This window comes from Limnohabitans sp. G3-2 (genome assembly GCF_002778275.1).
Taxonomy (GTDB): domain Bacteria; phylum Pseudomonadota; class Gammaproteobacteria; order Burkholderiales; family Burkholderiaceae_C; genus Limnohabitans_A.
The window spans coordinates 26,570-45,119 of record NZ_NESG01000003.1 but is presented as its reverse complement, the minus strand read 5'-3'; the positions used below and the strand labels follow the sequence as shown (position 1 = coordinate 45,119).

16 protein-coding genes are annotated in these 18,550 nt (G+C 61.7%); 8 read left to right on the top strand and 8 right to left on the bottom strand.

The window, feature by feature from the left end:
- Positions 1-17: 17 nt before the first annotated feature.
- Positions 18-2,897 carry an isoleucine--tRNA ligase gene (gene ileS, locus B9Z31_RS04625; protein ID WP_100118406.1) on the bottom strand — a complete coding sequence of 960 codons (2,880 nt, stop codon included), beginning with the start codon at positions 2,895-2,897 and terminating at the stop codon, positions 18-20.
- Between the two features lie 133 nt (positions 2,898-3,030).
- Positions 3,031-4,068 (bottom strand): bifunctional riboflavin kinase/FAD synthetase, encoded by a 1,038-nt coding sequence (locus B9Z31_RS04620; RefSeq protein ID WP_100118405.1) that lies wholly within the window; start codon positions 4,066-4,068, stop codon positions 3,031-3,033.
- Positions 4,069-4,252: 184 nt separating this feature from the next.
- Between B9Z31_RS04620 and B9Z31_RS04615 the strand changes: the two genes are divergently transcribed.
- Both B9Z31_RS04615 and B9Z31_RS04610 read left to right on the top strand, forming a co-directional pair.
- Positions 4,253-4,810: an HNH endonuclease gene (locus B9Z31_RS04615; RefSeq protein ID WP_100118404.1), complete on the top strand. Its 558-nt coding sequence runs from the start codon at positions 4,253-4,255 to the stop codon at positions 4,808-4,810.
- A gap of 132 nt (positions 4,811-4,942) precedes the next feature.
- On the top strand, positions 4,943-5,845 hold the full coding sequence (locus B9Z31_RS04610; RefSeq protein WP_233200740.1) for a DNA ligase: 903 nt from the start codon (positions 4,943-4,945) through the stop codon (positions 5,843-5,845).
- 214 nt (positions 5,846-6,059) lie between these two features.
- Here the strand turns inward: B9Z31_RS04610 and B9Z31_RS04605 are convergent, their stop codons facing one another.
- Complete coding sequence (locus tag B9Z31_RS04605) at positions 6,060-7,175, bottom strand: acyl-CoA dehydrogenase family protein (protein ID WP_100118403.1); 1,116 nt, start codon at positions 7,173-7,175, stop codon at positions 6,060-6,062.
- Positions 7,176-7,185: 10 nt separating this feature from the next.
- Complete coding sequence (locus B9Z31_RS04600) at positions 7,186-8,367, bottom strand: acyl-CoA dehydrogenase family protein (RefSeq protein WP_100118402.1); 1,182 nt, start codon at positions 8,365-8,367, stop codon at positions 7,186-7,188.
- Between the two features lie 119 nt (positions 8,368-8,486).
- On the opposite strand from B9Z31_RS04600, the gene purN reads away from it, so the two are divergent.
- A complete protein-coding gene (purN, locus tag B9Z31_RS04595; RefSeq protein WP_100118401.1) occupies positions 8,487-9,074 on the top strand; it encodes a phosphoribosylglycinamide formyltransferase in 588 nt (195 codons plus the stop codon).
- A gap of 79 nt (positions 9,075-9,153) precedes the next feature.
- Here the strand turns inward: purN and B9Z31_RS04590 are convergent, their stop codons facing one another.
- Complete coding sequence (locus tag B9Z31_RS04590; protein ID WP_100118400.1) at positions 9,154-9,390, bottom strand: DUF1653 domain-containing protein; 237 nt, start codon at positions 9,388-9,390, stop codon at positions 9,154-9,156.
- Positions 9,391-9,445: 55 nt separating this feature from the next.
- On the opposite strand from B9Z31_RS04590, the gene B9Z31_RS04585 reads away from it, so the two are divergent.
- Positions 9,446-10,744, top strand: coding sequence for an RsmB/NOP family class I SAM-dependent RNA methyltransferase (locus B9Z31_RS04585; protein ID WP_100118399.1), 1,299 nt, complete (start codon positions 9,446-9,448; stop codon positions 10,742-10,744).
- A 114-nt stretch (positions 10,745-10,858) separates the two neighbouring features.
- Positions 10,859-12,070 carry an acyl-CoA desaturase gene (locus B9Z31_RS04580; RefSeq protein WP_100118398.1) on the top strand — a complete coding sequence of 404 codons (1,212 nt, stop codon included), beginning with the start codon at positions 10,859-10,861 and terminating at the stop codon, positions 12,068-12,070.
- 185 nt (positions 12,071-12,255) lie between these two features.
- Here B9Z31_RS04580 and rpmG read toward each other — a convergent pair whose 3' ends face one another.
- The 3 genes from rpmG to trxB form a co-directional block, all read right to left on the bottom strand.
- Positions 12,256-12,426, bottom strand: a complete 171-nt coding sequence (rpmG, locus tag B9Z31_RS04575; protein ID WP_006298735.1) for a 50S ribosomal protein L33 — start codon at positions 12,424-12,426, stop codon at positions 12,256-12,258.
- 26 nt (positions 12,427-12,452) lie between these two features.
- Entirely contained in the window at positions 12,453-12,686 is a 234-nt protein-coding gene (gene rpmB / locus B9Z31_RS04570; RefSeq protein ID WP_026039317.1) for a 50S ribosomal protein L28, read from the bottom strand.
- A gap of 180 nt (positions 12,687-12,866) precedes the next feature.
- Positions 12,867-13,826, bottom strand: a complete 960-nt coding sequence (gene trxB / locus B9Z31_RS04565) for a thioredoxin-disulfide reductase (protein WP_100118397.1) — start codon at positions 13,824-13,826, stop codon at positions 12,867-12,869.
- 164 nt (positions 13,827-13,990) lie between these two features.
- Here trxB and B9Z31_RS04560 point away from each other — a divergent pair, with 164 nt between their 5' ends.
- Genes B9Z31_RS04560 through B9Z31_RS04550 form a run of 3 tightly spaced genes read left to right on the top strand, consistent with a single transcriptional unit; the run spans position 13,991 to position 18,400 of the window.
- Complete coding sequence (locus B9Z31_RS04560) at positions 13,991-16,393, top strand: DNA translocase FtsK (RefSeq protein WP_100118396.1); 2,403 nt, start codon at positions 13,991-13,993, stop codon at positions 16,391-16,393.
- Positions 16,394-16,398: 5 nt separating this feature from the next.
- The gene (gene lolA, locus B9Z31_RS04555) at positions 16,399-17,085 is read left to right on the top strand and encodes an outer membrane lipoprotein chaperone LolA (RefSeq protein ID WP_100118395.1); all 687 of its coding nucleotides are present in this window, start codon (positions 16,399-16,401) and stop codon (positions 17,083-17,085) included.
- 16 nt (positions 17,086-17,101) lie between these two features.
- Positions 17,102-18,400 (top strand): replication-associated recombination protein A, encoded by a 1,299-nt coding sequence (locus tag B9Z31_RS04550; RefSeq protein ID WP_100118394.1) that lies wholly within the window; start codon positions 17,102-17,104, stop codon positions 18,398-18,400.
- Positions 18,401-18,550 lie beyond the last annotated feature (150 nt).

The window sequence follows — 18,550 nt, the reverse complement described above, 5'->3', positions numbered from 1 at the left end:
GTCTTTCCGTCGCGCGCTCAGGCGACCCGGCGGGTCTCGCCAGCGCCATGCAAGTTGCTCACACAGCGACCGCAAATGGTGGGGTGTGCAGCGTCTTGGCCCACGTCGTCGGCGTAGTGCCAGCAGCGTTCACATTTGGTGGCTTGGCTGGGCGTGACTTGCACGGACAGTTCTTCGCCGACCCTCAGACTGACTTTGGAGGTGATGAACACGAACTTGATGTCTTCGCCCAAGCTGGCCAGCAGGGCGTGGTCTGCGGCAGGCGCGGTCAGCGTGATCTCGGCTTGCAGCGACGCCCCCACTTGGCCGGCGGTGCGCAGGTTTTCAATGTCCTTGTTCGCCAGGTCGCGGATTTCGCGGATGCGGGCCCACTTGGCCAGCAGCGCTGCATCGGCCGAGCCGAAGTCACTGAAGGTTTCCATGAAGATGGATTCGGAGCTGCCAAAGGTGCTCCAAGCTTCTTCTGCCGTGAAGGAGAGGAAGGGCGCCATCCAGCGCAGCATGCCGTGGGTGATGCGCCACAAAGCGGTTTGCGCGCTGCGACGGGCCAGCGACTGGGGTGCGCTGGTGTACAGGCGGTCTTTCAGCACGTCCAAATAAAACGCACCGAGGTCTTCCGAGCAATAAATCTGCAACTTGGAGACGACCGGGTGGAACTCGTACTTGTCGAAGTGGGCGCGGATGTCGGCCTGCAGCTGTGCGGCACGGGCCAAGGCAAAGCGGTCGATCTCCAGCAGTTGCTCGTCTGGGACGGTGTCAGTGGCCGGATTGAAGTCGCTCACGTTGGCCAACAAGAAGCGCAAGGTGTTGCGAACGCGGCGGTAGCTGTCCACCACGCGGGCGAGGATCTTGTCGTCGATGTTCAGGTCACCGGAATAGTCGGTGCTGGCCACCCACAGGCGCACGATTTCGGCCCCCATTTTGGAGGTGATGGTTTGCGGCTCGACGGTGTTGCCCAAGCTCTTGCTCATCTTGCGGCCCTGGCCGTCGGTGGCAAAGCCGTGGGTCAGCAAACCTTTGTAAGGGGCGCGGTCGTAAAGGGCGCAACCGAGCAGCAGCGAGCTGTGGAACCAGCCACGGTGCTGGTCGTGGCCTTCGAGGTACAGATCGGCCTCAGGACCTTCGTGGTGGAAAGGCGGCACGCCGTAAGCGTCTTTGTGGCTGCCGCGCAGCACATGCTGGAAGGTGGAGCCGGAGTCAAACCAGACTTCCAAAATGTCGGTGCTCTTGGTGTAGTGGGGCGCGTCCTGTGCGCCCAAGATGTCTTCTACGGTCACGCGGCTCCAGGCTTCGATGCCGCCTTTCTCCACGATGTCAGCGGCTTGGTCCATGATGTCCATGGTGCGCGGGTGCAGCTCGCCACTGTCTTTGTGCAGGAAAAACGGCACGGGCACGCCCCATGAACGCTGGCGCGAGATGCACCAGTCGGGGCGGTTGGCGATCATGTCGCGCAGGCGGGTTTTGCCGTTCTCGGGGTAGAACTGCGTGTCCTCGATGGCGTCCAGCGCCAGCTGGCGCAGGGTTTTGGGCGCTTTGTCTTTCGTGAAGACGCCCACGCCCTCGTCCATGCGCACAAACCACTGGGCGGCGGCGCGGTAGATGACGGGTGTTTTGTGACGCCAGCAGTGCGGGTAGCTGTGGGTGATTTCCACCGTGGCCATCAGGCGGTCGCTTTGGCCCAGCACCTCGATCACGCGGGCACAGGCTTTCCAGATGTGCTGGCCGCCAAAGAAGGGCAGTTCGGGCGCATACACGCCGTTGCCTTGAACCGGGTTCAAGATGTCGTCGTATTTCAGGCCGTTGGCCACGCAGGAGTTGAAGTCGTCCACGCCGTAGGCGGGCGACGAGTGCACGATGCCCGTGCCGTCGGTGGCGGTCACGTACTCGGCCAGGTACAGCGGGGACTTGCGGCGGTAGCTGTATTCGCCACCTTCGCCTTCCGCCACCGTGTCGTACAGCGGGTGACGGAAGACCAGGCCGCGCAGCTTCTCACCCACCGCAGTGGCGATCACGGTGCCTTGCAGTTGGTAGCGCTCCAGGCATTTGTCAACCAAGCTGGCGGCCAGCAGCAGCACACCGCGCGGGGTGTCCACCAGGGCGTATTCCAACTCGGGGTGGGCGTTGAGCGCTTGGTTGGCGGGAATCGTCCAGGCGGTGGTGGTCCAGATGACGGCAAAAGCTTTGGGGCTGCCCTCGCCGGGCAGCTTGGCCAGGCCAAAGGCGGCGGCCAGCGCGGCGCTGTCGTCGGCTTCAAAAGCCACGTCGAGCGTGTCGCTCTTTTTGTCGGCGTATTCGATCTCGAATTCGGCCAAGGACGAGCCGCAGTCAAAGCACCAGTACACGGGCTTGAGGCCTCGGTACACAAAGCCGCGCTCGATCACCCGCTTGAAGGCCCGGATTTCACCGGCTTCGTTGGCGAAGTCCATGGTGCGGTAGGGGCGCTCCCAGTCGCCCAGCACGCCCAGGCGCTTGAAGTCTTCACGCTGCTGACCAATTTGCTCGGTGGCAAAAGCGCGGCTCTTGGCCTGCATGTCATCACGGCTCAGGTTGCGGCCATGCAGTTTTTCGATGGCGTTTTCGATCGGCAAGCCGTGGCAGTCCCAACCGGGGATGTATTGCGCGTCAAAGCCAGCGAGTTGCTTGGATTTGACGATCATGTCTTTGAGCACTTTGTTGAGTGCGTGGCCGATGTGCAGTTTGCCGTTGGCGTAGGGGGGGCCGTCGTGCAGCACGAACAAGGGGGCACCTTGGCGTGCGGCGCGCAGTTTTTTGTAGAGGCCGCCGTCGTTCCAGTCCTTCACCCAACCCGGCTCGCGCTTGGGCAGATCGCCGCGCATGGGGAAGGGGGTGTCCATCATGTTGATGCGGGTGTCGGGGTTCTGGTCTTTGTCGGTCATGGTGCGTCAAGTCGAGAGGGCTTCGACAAGCTCAGCCCGAGCGGCGGGCCGTTCGGAGAGGTAAAGGCAAGGGCTGGGCCGTTTTTTCGTTCGCCCTGAGCCTGTCGAAGGGCAGCAAACGAGGGCCGGTGCGTCAAATTCGGTCGCGGGTGGTTTGGCGGCTGGTTTCACCATGGCGCGACGCAAACCACGCCAGTGCGTTGTCGCAGTCTTTGGCAATGCCCTTTGTCAGGGCATCCAGACCGTCGTATTGGAGTTCGTCGTGTAATTTATGCAGCAAGTCCACGCGGATGATTTTACCGTAGCCTCCCTCGGCCCCCAGAAGGGCCGGCCAGTCGAAGGCATGGGTCTCGAGCAGAACGCGCCCGCCGTTCACATCGCTCGGGTCCAGCGAGGGGCGGATGCCCAAATTGGCCACGCCCCGCAAGGGCTGGTCGGCCAGGCCATGCACCTGCACCACAAAGATGCCGCTGGCCGCAGGTTTCCAGTGCGAGAAGCGCAAATTCAGGGTGCGAAAGCCGTCACCCGCGCCCGCGGCCGAGGCGGCCAACTCGCGCCCGAGCTTGCGCCCATGCACCACATGGCCGCTGATGCTGTAGGGGCGGCCCAGCAGGGCCTGCACCGCGGGCAGATCGCCGGTGTGAAGCGCATCGCGCACGGCCGAGCTGGACACGCGCAGGCCGCGCACCTCGTAGCTGTTCATGCGCGCCACGTCAAAGCCCAGGCGCTGGCCTGCGGCGTCGAGCATGGCGTAGTCGCCCGCCCTTTTGGCACCAAAGCGGAAATCGTCGCCCACCAACACATAGCGCACGCCCAGGCCCTGGACCAACACCTGTAGGATGAAGTCCTCGGGCGACTGGCCAGCCAGCCGGGCGTCAAAGGGCAAGACCACCACTTGGTCGACGCCGCAGCGTTCGAGCTCCAGCAGCTTGTCGCGCAGGGTGGCGATGCGGGCAGGGGCCAGATCGGGCTTGTTCAGCGCCTTGGCAAAGTAGTCGCGGGGGTGGGGCTCGAAGGTCATCACGCAGCTGGGCACGCCGCGGTGGGCCGCTTCGCTGCGCAAGAGGGCCAGCATGGCCTGGTGCCCGCGGTGCACGCCATCGAAGTTGCCGATGGTCACGGCGCAGGCAGGGGCCAGATCTGGGTGGTGAAAACCGCGAAAAACCTTCATGTGCTGGCGCCAATGTGTGTGCTGGACTTGGGACTTGGGGCCCTTGTCATGGTTTTGAGAAATTCCAAGCGTATATTGTGACCGAGCCCGCTCCATCAGCGCCTTGGCACCCCGCCTGGACTGACCGGAACGAGACAGTCCCATTTCCGTGTCCATGCGGTGCATCTGTGCCAAGGAGTCGTGTGTGAAGGTCTTGAAACTCTCAGCCCAAGGGCTGCCCCAGTCGTGGATCACACTGGAGCAGGCGGTGACCCACTACGCTGCTGGCGAGGTGCGCTGGGAAGCGGGCCAGCCAGTGGCCGTGTTCCACGGCGGGCACAACGCCCTCACGGGGCAACAGTCGGTGATTGCCGTCAACAGCATCATCGGCACCCAAGGTGTGCCCCGCATCAACCCCTTTGATTTGTGTTCGGGCTTGACCAACCCCAAGCTGTTTGCGCGCGACCGCTGTGTCTGCGCCTATTGCGGTTGCACTTTCCATGAATCGGTTTTGACGCGGGAGCACATTGTTCCCGTATGCCAAAAAGGCCCTGACCACTGGATGAACGTGGTGACCGCTTGCCGCTCTTGCAACCACCGCAAAAGCAGCCGCACCCCCGAGCAAGCCAACATGCCTTTGTTGTATGCGCCTTACATCCCCAGTTTGTGGGAAGACTTCATCTTGCGCAACCGCCGCATCCTGAGCGACCAGATGGCTTTTTTGATGGCCCATGTGCCCAAGAGCTCGCGTTTGATGGCCTGAGTGGGTGCTTTGGCACCGTGGCTTGCGCGGATGCACAAAGCGCCGCATCATGGCACCCTTAAAACAAAAGGCCCCATAACCCATTGCAATCCGGGCAATTGGGTGGTGATGGCGCCTTCAGGGAGACCCGCCATGCCCCAGCCTTTGACATCCATCCCCACCCCTGGGCCGAGCCGACGCGCCAGCGTGTTGGCGCTGATGGCCTCACCTTGGCTGATGCCCCGTGTGGGGGCGCAAGCCTTGAGGCCCGTTCCACCAGGGGACCCCATCGGGGTAGAGCTGGCGATGCCCTGGTCCTCAGGACGGTCACCGCAAGGCTTTTGGGTGAGTGAAAAGTTCGACGGGGTCAGGGCCGTTTGGGATGGGCAGATCTTGCGTTTTCGCAGTGGCCGGGTGATCGCAGCCCCGGCTTGGTTTTTGTCGGCTTTGCCTCGGGTGGGACTTGACGGTGAGTTGTGGATGGGGCGCGGGGCATTTGACCGGCTTTCGGGCGTGGTGCGCCAGACCCAAGCCGATGAGCAGGCCTGGCAAGCGGTGAAGTACCTGGTTTTTGACGCCCCAGGGCATGGGGCGCCGTTCGCGCAGCGGGTGGCTTTCCTGCAGTCCACCTTGGCCCAGGCGCAGCGCCCTTGGCTGGTGCCGGTCGAACAAGGCGAGGTGGCAGACGCCCGTGCATTGCATGCCTTGTTGAAGGACACGGTGCGCCAAGGTGGCGAGGGGCTGATGCTGCACCGGGCCGATGCCCCGTGGCAGCCCGGTCGCACGGATGCCTTGTTCAAACTCAAGCCCTTCTGGGATGAAGAGGGCTTGGTGGTGGGGCACCAGGCGGGAAAAGGGCGATTGAAGGGCCAAACAGGGGCCTTGTGGGTGCAAATGCCTTCGGGTCAGCGCTTCGCCTTGGGCGCTGGCTTGAAGGATGCCCAGCGCCGCCATCCGCCGCCCGTGGGGGCCTGGGTCACTTACCGCTACCGCGAGCGCACACCCTCGGGTTTGCCGCGTTTTGCCTCTTTTTTGCGCGTGCACGAGGCGGAGTAAAGCCGAGACAAAGCGCAGTGCGCTTGTGGGAGCCTAGCCAAAGCGCAGTGCCCATGTGGGAGCCTAGACAAAGCGTATTGCTCTTTTGGAAACCTGGCTGAAGCGGAATGCTTTTGTGGGAGCGAGCCCCTGCTCGCGAAGGTTTGCACGCGATCCCGTGTGCATTCGGCGGCAGGGGCCGCCGCCCACAAAAAGCGAAGGCCTGGCGTGGAACTCAGGCGAACACACCCGCTGTTTCTTGCATGCGGGCCGACACTTCGCCCAGCTGGTGCAAGGTGTCGCCAAAGGTCATGTCCAGCTGCGTCAATTTCTTGAAGTAGTGGCTGGCGATGTACTCGTCGGTCACAGCGATGCCGCCATGCAGTTGCACCGCTTGCTGGCCGATGAAACGCATGGACACGCCCAGCTGGTACTTGGCGCGGGCCAGCGCCCGGCGGCGCTCGTCGGCGGGCGCGTGCAATTTGAGGCTGGCGTAATAGCTCATCGAGCGGCCCAGCTCCAGTTGCATCTTCATGTCGGCCACGCGGTGGCGCAGGGCCTGGAAGCTGGCGATGTTCACACCGAACTGCTTGCGCGTGTTCATGTAGTCCACGGTGATGGCCAGGGTTTTGTCCATCACGCCAACGGCTTCGGCGCACGTGCAAGCGATGCCAATGTCCACCGCTTCTTCCAAAGCGCTCAGGCCGTTCAGGGTGATCAGCTGGGCTGCGGCTTGGTTCAGCACCACTTCGGCGGCTCTCGAGCCGTCTTGCGTGATGTAGGCCTGCGTGCTCACGCCGCTGGCGCTGCGCTCGACCAAGAACAAAGCCATCTGGCCGTTCACGGTGGCGGGCACCACAAAGGCGTCGGCCTGGTCGCCCACGGCGACCAGGCTCTTGGTGCCGCTGACGGTCCATGCGCCACCGGATTCGCTGGCCTGGGCGGCGCAGCGGTTGAGTTGGTAACGGGCACCGCGTTCTTGCTGCGCCAGCACCACGATGGCTTCGCCTGCAGCCATGCGGGGCAACCAGGCCGCTTGCAGGGCTGCCGGGGCGTGGGTTTGCAGTGTGGCGCTGCAGATCAGGGTCTGGGTCAGAGGTTCGAGCACGATGCCGCGGCCGAGCTCTTCCATGGTCACCATGGCTTCGGTGGGGCCCATGCCCATACCGCCGTGGTCTTCGCTCACGTACAGGCCGGTCAGGCCCAACTCGGCTATTTCGCCATAAGCGGCGCGGTCAAACCCGCCTGCGGCCACGATGGCGCGGCGGCGGTCAAAGTCATAGCCCTTGTCCACCCATTTGCGCACCGCGTCACGCAGTTGTTCTTGGTCGTCAGAAAAATCGAAATCCATGTGTGTCTCCTTAACCCAGAACTGTCTGAGCGACGATGTTGCGTTGCACTTCGTTGCTGCCGCCGTAAATGGTGGTCTTGCGCATGTTGAAGTAGTTGGCAGCCAGGGGCGCGTTGGCCACCACGCCGCCGGGGAAGTTGCCTTGCCAGCCCGCGTCCATGGCTTCGAAGATGAAGGGCAGGGCAAAGGGGCCTGCGGCTTGCATCATCAGTTCGGTGTAGCGCTGCTGGATTTCGCTGCCCTTGATCTTCAACAGACCGGCGATGTCGAGCGAATTCTTGCCAGATTTTTCGGCCGACAGGACACGCAGCACCAGCATCTCCAGCGCCACGATGTCCACTTCGAGCTTGGCGATTTCGTCACGGAAACGCATGTCGTCGTACACGCCCTCGGCTTTGGCGATGCGCTTCAAACGCTCCAACTCACGTTTGGCGCGGTTCACGTCGGCGATGTTGGTGCGCTCGTGGGCCAACAGGTGCTTGGCGTAGTTCCAGCCCTTGTTCTCTTCACCGATCAGGTTCTCAGCGGGCACTTCGACGTTGTCAAACCAGACTTCGTTGACTTCGCACTCGCCGTCCAGCAGCTTGATGGGGCGCACGGTGATGCCGGGCGACTTCATGTCGATCAAAAGGAAGGAAATGCCGGTTTGGGGCTTGCCCTCGGTGCTGGTGCGCACCAGGCAGAAGATCCACTCGCCGTATTGGCCCAAGGTCGTCCAGGTTTTTTGGCCATTGACAATGTATTTGTCGCCCACGCGCTCAGCGCGGGTTTTGAGTGACGCCAAGTCCGAGCCCGAGCCCGGCTCGCTGTAGCCCTGGCTCCACCAGACTTCGCCGCTGGCGATGCCCGGCAAAAAGCGCTGCTGCTGCTCGGCATTGCCGAACGCCATGATCACCGGGGCCACCATCACGGGGCCAAAGGGCACGACACGGGGCGCACCGGCCAGGGCGCACTCTTCTTCAAACAAATGCTTTTGCACGGCAGTCCAGCCGGGGCCGCCAAACTGCGTGGGCCAGCCCCAACCCAACCAGCCTTTTTTGCCCAAAATCTTGGCCCAGCGCTGCATGTCTTCGCGTGTCAGGCGCATGGCACTGTGCACTTTTTGTGAAATGTCAGCGGGCAAGTTGTCCTTGACCCAGGTGCGGATCTCGTCGCGGAACGCGAGTTCGTCGGGGGTGAATGCCAAATCCATGGGGTGTTCTCTCAAAATCAAACGGTCGTGCTTTTTATCACGCGCAGGCCGCCAGCCCCTGTCCTTGGGGCGACAAAACACCGGCTTGCAAGCTGGCGCAGGGGATAATTCTCCCCTTCATGAAAAACATCGTCATCCTGATTTCCGGCTCGGGCTCCAACATGGCCGCCATCGTGCGTGCGGCCGAGCAGGGCCGTTGGGCCGATCGCCTGAACGCTCGGGTGGCCGCCGTGCTGAGCAACCGCAGCGATGCCCAAGGCCTGGTCTTTGCCCAAGAAAACGGCATCGCCACGGCGGTGCTGAACCACAAGTCGTTTGCGAGCCGGGAAGATTTTGATGCCGCCCTGATCGCCGAGATCGATCGGCACGCGCCCGCCTTGCTTGTTTTGGCGGGCTTCATGCGCATCCTGACGCCCGGTTTTGTGGCCCATTACGCGGGGCGATTGCTTAACATCCACCCGTCCCTATTGCCGGCTTTTCCGGGGCTGAACACGCACCAGCGCGCGATCGATGCCGGTTGCCGTTTTGCCGGGGCCACGGTGCACCAGGTCACGGCCGAGCTCGACCATGGCGCCATCTTGGCGCAGGCGGTGGTGCCTGTTTTGGCCGACGACACGGCGGAAACCTTGGCCGAGCGCGTGCTCACGCAGGAGCACCTGATCTATCCACGGGCTGTGGCTGAATGTCTTCAAAGCCTGTCTTTGTAGGTCGGTGGCTTCAGCCCCGACTTGGGCTTTGGCCAACGATGCCTGTCGGGGCTGAAGCCTGCGACCTGCCAGACCCTCGTCAGTCGCCAATGCGGGCAAAGCGCGGCTGAACTTTGCCGTTGAACTCGGCCACATCGGCAAACATGGCTGCGGGCCTCACCCACAGGCCCTGTTCGCCATACAGCGCTTGGTAAAGCGTCATGGGCTGCAGGTCTTCGCTGTGGCGAACGGTGCCGAGCACGCGGTATTGGCCGCCTTTGTAATGGCGGTAAAGGCCTTTGGGCGTTTCGATCATCGGTGGCAATGGTTCTGACATGTCTTTCCTGTGCTGTGTGACTGACCCAGGGCTGGGGATGGGACAATGCAGCCCTATGCATCCAAAAGCCCTTTTAGACGCCTGCGCCGATCTGGTCAGGCTGGTCCTCCAATTTGAACACCCCGCCGACGCGGTGGTCTCGCGCTACTTCCGCGAACACCGCGCCTTGGGCCCCCGCGAGCGTGCCACCCTGGCCGAAACCGCTTTTGCGGTGCTGCGCAAAAAACTCCTGTTTGAGCAGCTGGCCCGTTCGGGCTCCGGCCCCAAAGAGCGCAAGCTGGCCATTTTGGGGTTTTTCGGCCCGCGCGATTTTCTGACCTCGGCCCTCAACGACACCGAGAAGAAATGGCTGGCCACTTGCGATGCCATTCCCGCAGACGCCCTGATGGCCCCGCACCGCCACAACCTGCCCGAGTGGATGGCGCAAGCCCTGCAAGCCCAACTGGGCGAGGATTTCTGGGCCTTGGCCGAGAACCTCCAGCAAGCGGGCACGCTGGATTTGCGCGTCAACCTGTTTCAGGCCAAACGCAACGACATCCAAAAAGAGCTGGCCCAAGCGGGCATCGCCTCCGAGCCCACGCCTTATTCGCCTTGGGGCCTGCGCTTGCAAGGCAAACCCGCTTTGCAAAAGACCGACGCTTTCACCCGCGGCGCCATCGAGGTGCAGGACGAAGGCTCGCAGTTGCTCGCCTTGCTGGTGGATGCCCACCGGGGTGAGATGGTGGTGGACTTTTGCGCTGGCGCGGGCGGTAAAACGCTGGCGCTGGGCGCGGCCATGCGCAGCACAGGCCGTTTGTACGCTTTCGACGTCTCTGGCCACCGCCTGGATGCCCTCAAACCCCGCATGGCCCGCAGCGGCTTGTCCAATGTGCACCCGGCGGCCATTGCGCACGAGCGCGATGAGCGCGTGAAACGCCTGTCGGGCAAGATCGACCGTGTGTTGGTCGACGCGCCTTGCTCGGGCCTGGGCACCCTGCGGCGCAACCCGGATTTGAAGTGGCGGCAAAAGCCCCAAGCGATGCAAGAGTTGACCGAAAAGCAGCAAGCCATCTTGCAAAGCGCCTCGCGCATGGTCAAGTCGGGCGGCCGTTTGGTGTATGCCACCTGCAGCGTGTTGCCCGAAGAAAACGAGCGGATCGCGCAAGCCTTCAGCGCCGCCAACCCGGACTTTGTGCCGCTGAATGTGGCACAAGAGCTGGACCGCCTGAAAGTGCCGAATGCGGCCAGTTTGTGCTCCCCCGCGCCAGTGGGTGAGCCCCCAAGTGATGCCCCGTCGGAAGGCGCTTTCCTCCGGCTCTGGCCCCACCGACATGCCACAGACGGTTTTTTTGCGGCCGTGTGGGTCAAAAAGTAATGGTTATGGATTGCTTTTGGGTGGGCGCACGTGAATCTCAGCTGTCCTTTGTCGGCTGAAAAACTTAAAATTGAACGATGGCCTGAAATAAGGCGTTCGTAGAAAGACAAACTCATGTTCTTGCCTGATTGGGCTTTTTTGGATGCGCTCATCCAGTGGATGGGCCACGGCTTGTTCGACTTTTCTTGGTGGCAGATGGTGTTGATCACCTTGGGCTTGACCCACATCACCATTGCCAGCGTCACGATTTTTCTGCACCGCCACCAAGCCCACCGTGCTTTGGACCTGCACGCCATTCCTTCGCACTTTTTCCGTTTTTGGCTGTGGTTGACCACCGGTCAGGTGACCAAAGAGTGGGCGGCCATCCACCGCAAACACCACGCCAAGTGCGAGCAGGCCGAAGACCCCCACAGCCCCCATGTGCACGGCATCAAAACCGTGCTGTTCACGGGCGCCGAGCTTTACCGCAAGGAATCCAAGAACAAGGAAACCCTGCAGCGCTATGGCCATGGCACGCCCGATGACTGGATCGAGCGCAACCTGTACACCCGCTTTTCCTGGCAAGGTGTGGCCCTGATGTTGATCATCGATGTGGCGCTGTTTGGCTTCATCGGTCTGACCGTCTGGGCTGTGCAAATGGCCTGGATCCCGATCACGGCTGCGGGCATCATCAACGGTGCAGCCCACTACTGGGGTTACCGCAACTTTGAGGCGCACGACGCCAGCACCAACATCTCGCCTTGGGGCATCCTGATCGGTGGTGAAGAGTTGCACAACAACCACCACACCTACCCCACATCGGCCAAGTTGTCGGTCAAGCCTTACGAGTTCGACATCGGTTGGCTGTACATCCGTGTCCTCGAAACCATGGGTCTGGCCACCGTCAAGAAAACGCCGCCCCGCTTGGCCTATGGCGACATCCGCCCTGTGGCCGACGAGAAGACGCTGGAAGCCCTCATCGCCAACCGTTATGAAGTGATGGCGGGTTACGCACGCCATGTGCGCACCGTGATGCAAGAAGAAGCCGGCAAACTCAAACTCGACGCCGATGCGGTGCAAACCGCCAAGAGATGGTTGCACCGCGACGCTGCCAAAGTGCCGGCCGCTGCGCAGGCGCAACTCCAATTGGCCCGAGCGGCCAGCCCGGTGCTCGACAAAATGGTGCAGATGCGTGAAGAGCTGAGCCAAATCTGGCTCAACACCTCGCACTCACGCGAGCAGTTGGCCGCCGACCTGCAAGCCTGGTGCCGCAGCGCAGAGGAAAGCGGCATCGCAGCCTTGCGTGACTTCTCGGTCAAGCTGCGTGCTGCGCGCCAACCGGCCTGAGCACTTTGAGCGCTTAAGCCATCAGGGCCCTCGGGCCCTGTTTTTTTTGGCCCCTCGGGCCCTGTTTTCTTGGATGGCTGTCTGGCCGTCGCTGGACCCCGGCTGCACCCCACAGGTCCCGTGCACCCAGCGGGCAACAAAAAACCCGCCAGAGGCGGGTTTTCGGTGAGAAGAATCAGGCTGAATTACTTCAGTTTGATTTCTTTGTATTCCACGTGCTTGCGAGCTTTGGGGTCGAACTTCATGATCGACATTTTCTCGGGCATTGTTTTCTTGTTCTTGCTGGTCGTGTAGAAGTGACCAGTACCAGCTGTGGATTCCAGCTTGATTTTTTCGCGTCCGCCTTTGGTTGCCATGGTGTATGACTCCTAATGTTCTGGGTTTAGGCTTGACCGCGTGCGCGCAGGTCTGCGAGCACGGCATCAATGCCGTTTTTGTCGATCAGGCGCAGAGCAGCGCTGGAAACGCGCAGACGCACCCAACGGTTTTCTGTTTCAACCCAGAAACGACGGTATTGCAGGTTCGGCAGGAACCGGCGCTTGGTTTTGTTGTTGGCGTGGGAAACGTTGTTTCCCGTCATTGGGCCTTTGCCCGTTACGTCGCAAACGCGTGCCATGTGGACACTCCGATACTTTTAAAACAGCCGGTGCCGATGGGTCTCATGCAGACTTGCATGGGGCCTGGCGTTCCAGCCTCACCTCGCCAAGATGGGTGGCGGTATCCCAGATCACTGTGCCTGTAGCCCCAAGCAAGAAGCCTAGGCAGAAGCAGCAAAGCCTTGGATTATAACCAGAAATCAGGCCTGGTTTTGCTCCAGGAAGCGCTGTGCATCCAAGGCCGCCATGCAACCCGTGCCTGCGCTGGTGATGGCCTGGCGGTAAACGTGGTCTTGCACATCGCCCGCTGCGAAGACGCCGGGCACCGAAGTCTGGGTCGCAAAGCCCTTGAGGCCGCTTTGGGTCACGATGTAGCCGTTTTCCAGTTCAAGCTGACCTTGGAAAATTTCGGTGTTGGGCGCGTGGCCAATGGCGATGAAGCAGCCCTTGAGTTCCACGTCCTGCAAGCTGCCGTCCACGGTGCTTTTCAGGCGCACGCCAGTCACGCCCGAGGCGTCACCCAGCACTTCTTCCAGAGTCTGGAAAGTTTTCAGCACGATTTTGCCCGCCGCGACCTTGTCCATCAGTTTGTCGACCAAGATGGGTTCGGCCTTGAATTTGTCGCGGCGGTGGATCAGATAGACCTTGCTGGCGATGTTGGACAAATAGAGGGCTTCTTCCACAGCGGTGTTGCCACCCCCCACCACGCAGCACAGTTGCTCGCGGTAAAAGAAGCCGTCGCAAGTGGCGCAGCCGCTCACGCCGCGGCCCATGAAGGCGGTTTCAGAAGGCAAGCCCAGGTACTTGGCCGATGCACCCGTGGCGATGATCAGGCTGTCGCAGGTGTAGGTGCCACTGTCCCCGATCAGGGTGAAGGGGCGCTGCTCCAGCTTCACGGTGTGGATGTGGTCAAAGACGATCTCGGTGTTGAAGCGCTCGGCATGCTCTTGGAAGCGTTGCATCAGGTCCGGGCCTTGGACGCCGTGCACGTCAGCGGGCCAGTTGTCCACTTCGGTGGTGGTCATGAGCTGACCGCCTTGAGCCATGCCGGTGATCAACAGCGGTTTCAGGTTGGCGCGGGCGGCGTACACCGCAGCGGTGTAACCGGCAGGGCCGGAGCCGAGAATCAGGACTTGGGCATGTTTGGAAGTGGCGGACATGGTGAGCAATCGGGGAGGGCAAAGGTTGAAAAGACGAAGTCGGTACAAAGCACCGCTCGGGGTGATTGTAAGAAACACGCAATGACGTCGAGCCCAGAGGGGAAACAGATGGGGCCGTTCAGCCCGCACGAGGGGTTTGATCGGGTAAGCTTGACCCTAAATTTATGACTTATTCATTGCACACATTGACCCATCCCACGGCCCGGGCCGAGGAGGCGGGGCCACCTCAGTCGTTTTGGGCCCGTTTTGCCCAAGAAATCGCCCTGCTGGTCGGCGGCGCAGCCCTTTTGCTGTGCCTGTTGGCCTTGCTCAGTTACCAGCCGAGCGACCCGGCGTGGTCCACATCGGGCAGCGGCCCAGCGGTGCGCAACTGGATTGGCCGCGCAGGCGCCCTGTTGGCTGATTTGGCTTATTTCGGCTTGGGTTACTCCGCTTGGTGGTGCTTGGCCGCAGCAGGGCGGGCTTGGTTGGTGGGTTTGGCGCGGTGGCTGCGGGGCACCCGACAAGATGACGCGATCGAGGCCCCAACGCCAGGCCGCAGTGGTCCATGGACATTCTGGTTGGGGCTGGCCCTGCTGCTGTGCGCCAGCACCAGCCTGGAGTGGGCGCGTTTGTACCGTTTGGAGGCCAATTTGCCGGGGCACAGTGGCGGCGTGTTGGGGTATTTGATGGGTTCGGTGGCGGTTCATTGGCTGGGTTTCACGGGGGCTGCATTGGCCGCTTTGGCCGCCCTGGTGGCGGGCGTGGCGATGGTGTTCCGCTTTTCTTGGGGCCAATTGGCCGAGGCTGTGGGCTCGCGCATCGATGGTCTGATCCGCTCCCGCCACGTCAAGCGTGAGATCGAAGAAGATTGGGCCATGGGCCAGCAAGCCTTGCGCGAGCGGGAACAGGCCATGCCCTCGCAAGCGATCGAGCCGCAGTGGGACATGGACCATTTGACCCCCGCACCGGAGGGCCAATTGGACCTGGAGCCCGTGCCATTGCCTGTGCCGGGGCCTGCGCCGCGGGTCATTGAACCCGCCGTGGTGGATGTGCCGCGCAGCGATCGGGTCGTCAAGGAGCGCCAAAAGCCCCTGTTCACCGAACTCCCCGACAGCAAACTGCCGCAAGTGGACTTGCTCGACAGCCTGTCTGTTCGCCAGGAAACCGTGTCGCCCGAAACGCTGGAAATGACCAGCCGCCTGATCGAGAAAAAACTCAAGGATTTTGGTGTGGAGGTGCGCGTGGTGGCTGCAGCGCCCGGCCCGGTGATCACGCGTTACGAAATCGAACCCGCCACGGGCGTCAAAGGCTCGCAGGTGGTGAACCTGGCCAAAGACTTGGCGCGCTCGCTCAGCCTGGTCTCGATCCGGGTCATCGAGACGATTCCCGGCAAAAACTTCATGGCCTTGGAGTTGCCCAACGCCAAGCGCCAATCGATCAAACTCAGCGAAATTTTGGGCTCGCAGGTCTACCACGAAGCCAAGTCCATGCTGACCATGGGCCTGGGCAAAGACATCATCGGCAACCCGGTGGTGGCCGATCTGGCCAAAATGCCGCACGTGCTGGTGGCCGGTACCACCGGTTCGGGCAAGTCGGTGGGGATCAACGCCATGATCTTGTCCTTGCTCTACAAGGCCGAAGCGCGCGATGTGCGCCTCTTGATGATCGACCCCAAGATGCTGGAGATGTCGGTCTACGAAGGCATTCCGCATTTGCTCGCCCCTGTGGTGACCGACATGCGCCAAGCGGCCCATGGCCTGAACTGGTGTGTGGCCGAGATGGAAAAGCGCTACAAACTCATGAGCAAAATGGGTGTGCGCAACTTGGCCGGTTACAACGTCAAGATCGACGAAGCCACCGCCCGCGAAGAGTTCATTTACAACCCCTTCAGTCTCACCCCGGACGATCCCGAGCCGCTCAAGCGCCTGCCGCACATCGTGGTGGTGATCGACGAGTTGGCCGACCTGATGATGGTGGTGGGCAAGAAGATCGAAGAGCTGATCGCCCGTTTGGCCCAAAAGGCCCGGGCCGCCGGTATCCATTTGATCTTGGCCACCCAGCGCCCCAGCGTGGACGTGATCACGGGTCTGATCAAGGCCAACATCCCAACCCGCATTGCATTTCAGGTGTCCAGCAAGATCGACAGCCGCACCATCCTCGACCAGATGGGCGCCGAAGCCTTGCTGGGCATGGGTGACATGCTTTACATGCCCTCGGGCACGGGCTTCCCCATCCGCGTGCATGGCGCATTTGTGAGCGATGAGGAGGTTCACCGCGTGGTGAGCTACCTGAAAAGCCAAGGCGAGCCCGATTACATCGAGGGTGTGCTCGAAGGCGGCACGACCGATGACGACGGCGGCATGCTGGGCGAAGGGGACAACGGCGAGAAAGACCCGATGTACGACCAGGCTGTTGAGGTGGTCCTGAAAAACCGCAAGGCCAGCATCTCTTTGGTGCAACGCCACCTCAAGATTGGCTACAACCGTGCCGCTCGCTTGGTGGAAGACATGGAAAAGGCCGGCTTGGTCAGCAGCATGAGCGGCAGCGGGCAGCGTGAAATTTTGGTCCCCGCGCGGGCAGAGTGACAGCGATGAAAAACAATTTGGGGCCTCGCCGTGCAGCGCTGGCTGTGGCGCTCAAGGCGTCTTGTCTTGTGCTGGCCTTGCTCGGCGGCCCTTGGGCCCGCGCCGATGGTCTGGATCTGTTGGCCCAGTTCATGAAGCAAGCCCGCAGTGGCCAAGCCCAGTTCACCCAAGTGGTGACATCGCCCAGCCGGTCCGGACAGGTGGCGCGTGCCAAAACCTCCAGTGGCAGTTTCGAGTTCCAGCGACCCGGCAAATTTCGCTTCGATTACCGCAAGCCTTTTGTGCAAACCTTGGTGGCCGATGGCCAGACGCTTTGGTTGCACGATCAAGACCTGAACCAGGTCACTGCCCGCCCTCAGTCGCAAGTGCTGGGTGCCACCCCCGCCGCTTTGCTGACCTCTGCGTCTGATTTGCAGGCCTTGAAAAAAGACTTTCAGTTCACACCCGAGCCCGATCGTGATGGTTTGCAGTGGGTGCGGGCCACCCCTCAAGCGCCCGATGGGCCTGTCCGCTCCGTGATGGTCGGTTTGCGTGCGGCAGCCAATGGGCCAGAGCTGGTGGTGCTCGACGTGCAAGACAGTTTGGGGCAGCGGTCTTTGCTCACCTTCTCGGCTTTCGCCACCAACCCTGTGTTGCCTGCCAGCACCTTTGTCTTCAAAGCCCCAGCGGGTGCCGACGTCATTCGCCCTTGATGCAAACCGTCTGGCCATGACCGCCGTTCCTTTGTCCCCCCATGCACCTTTGGCCGAACGCCTGCGCCCACGCCACTTGGGTGAGGTGATTGGACAGCAGCATTTGCTCGGCGAGGGCATGGCGCTGCGCTTGGCTTTCGAGTCGGGTCAGCCCCACAGCTGCATTTTGTGGGGGCCGCCCGGCGTGGGCAAAACCACCATTGCCCGCTTGATGGCCGACGCGTTTGACGCCCAGTTTTTGAGCATCAGCGCTGTTCTGGGCGGCATCAAAGACATCCGCGAAGCGGTGGAAAAGGCCGAAGCCGCCCGAGCAGGATTGCATCCACAGCGCACCATCATGTTTGTGGACGAGGTGCACCGCTTCAACAAGAGCCAGCAAGACGCGTTTTTGCCGCATGTGGAAAGTGGCTTGTTCACCTTCATCGGTGCCACCACCGAGAACCCGTCTTTCGAGGTCAATTCGGCTTTGCTCTCACGCGCCGCTGTGTACGTGCTGCAACCGTTGGCAGAAGACGATTTGGCGCACATTGTGGAGCGGGCGCAGGCCATTCAAGCCATTCCTTCGGTCGAGCCCGCGGCGCTGAACCGTTTGCTGGCCTATGCCGACGGCGATGCCCGACGCTTGCTCAACACCCTGGAAACCTTGGCCATGGCGGCCAAGCAAGAAACCATCGACCCGGTGACCGACCACTGGCTGATGCGGGTGTTGGGTGAGCGCATGCGGCGCTACGACAAAGGGGGTGAGCAGTTTTACGACACCATCAGCGCCTTGCACAAGTCGGTGCGCGGCTCCGACCCCGACGCGGCCCTGTATTGGTTTGTGCGCATGCTCGACGGTGGGGCAGACCCACGCTACATGGCGCGGCGCTTGATCCGCATGGCCAGCGAAGACATTGGTTTGGCCGATCCCCGCGCCCTGCGCATGGCGCTCGATGCCGCCGATGTGTACGAGCGCCTGGGCAGCCCTGAAGGCGAATTGACGCTGGCGCAGTGCGTGATTTATCTGGCCGTCGCCCCCAAATCGAATGCGGCCTACAAGGCGTTCAAAGCCGCCAAAGCGTGGGTCAAGCAAGATGGCACGCGCCCCGTACCCGTGCATTTGCGCAATGCCCCCACCCAACTCATGAAGCAATTGGATTACGGCAAAGGCTACCGGTACGCCCACGATGAAGAGGATGGCTTTGCTGCAGGCGAGCGCTATTTGCCAGAGGGCATGCCCGAGCCCGGCTTTTACAAACCGGTCCGCCGGGGTCTGGAAATAAAAATTGCCGACAAATTGGAAGAACTGCGAAAGAAAAATGCAGCCACAGGGTAATTCCTCACGCCACTGAATGCGGACGGGAGACTTTCTTTCACTACAATCCCGCCACCCCGCCCGGTGTTGTAACGATCTGGCGGGTTTTTTGCTAGTGGTCAGAGTCTGCTCAAAAGGTAGGCTTGACTTGAGAACAACAACCGAAGCGAA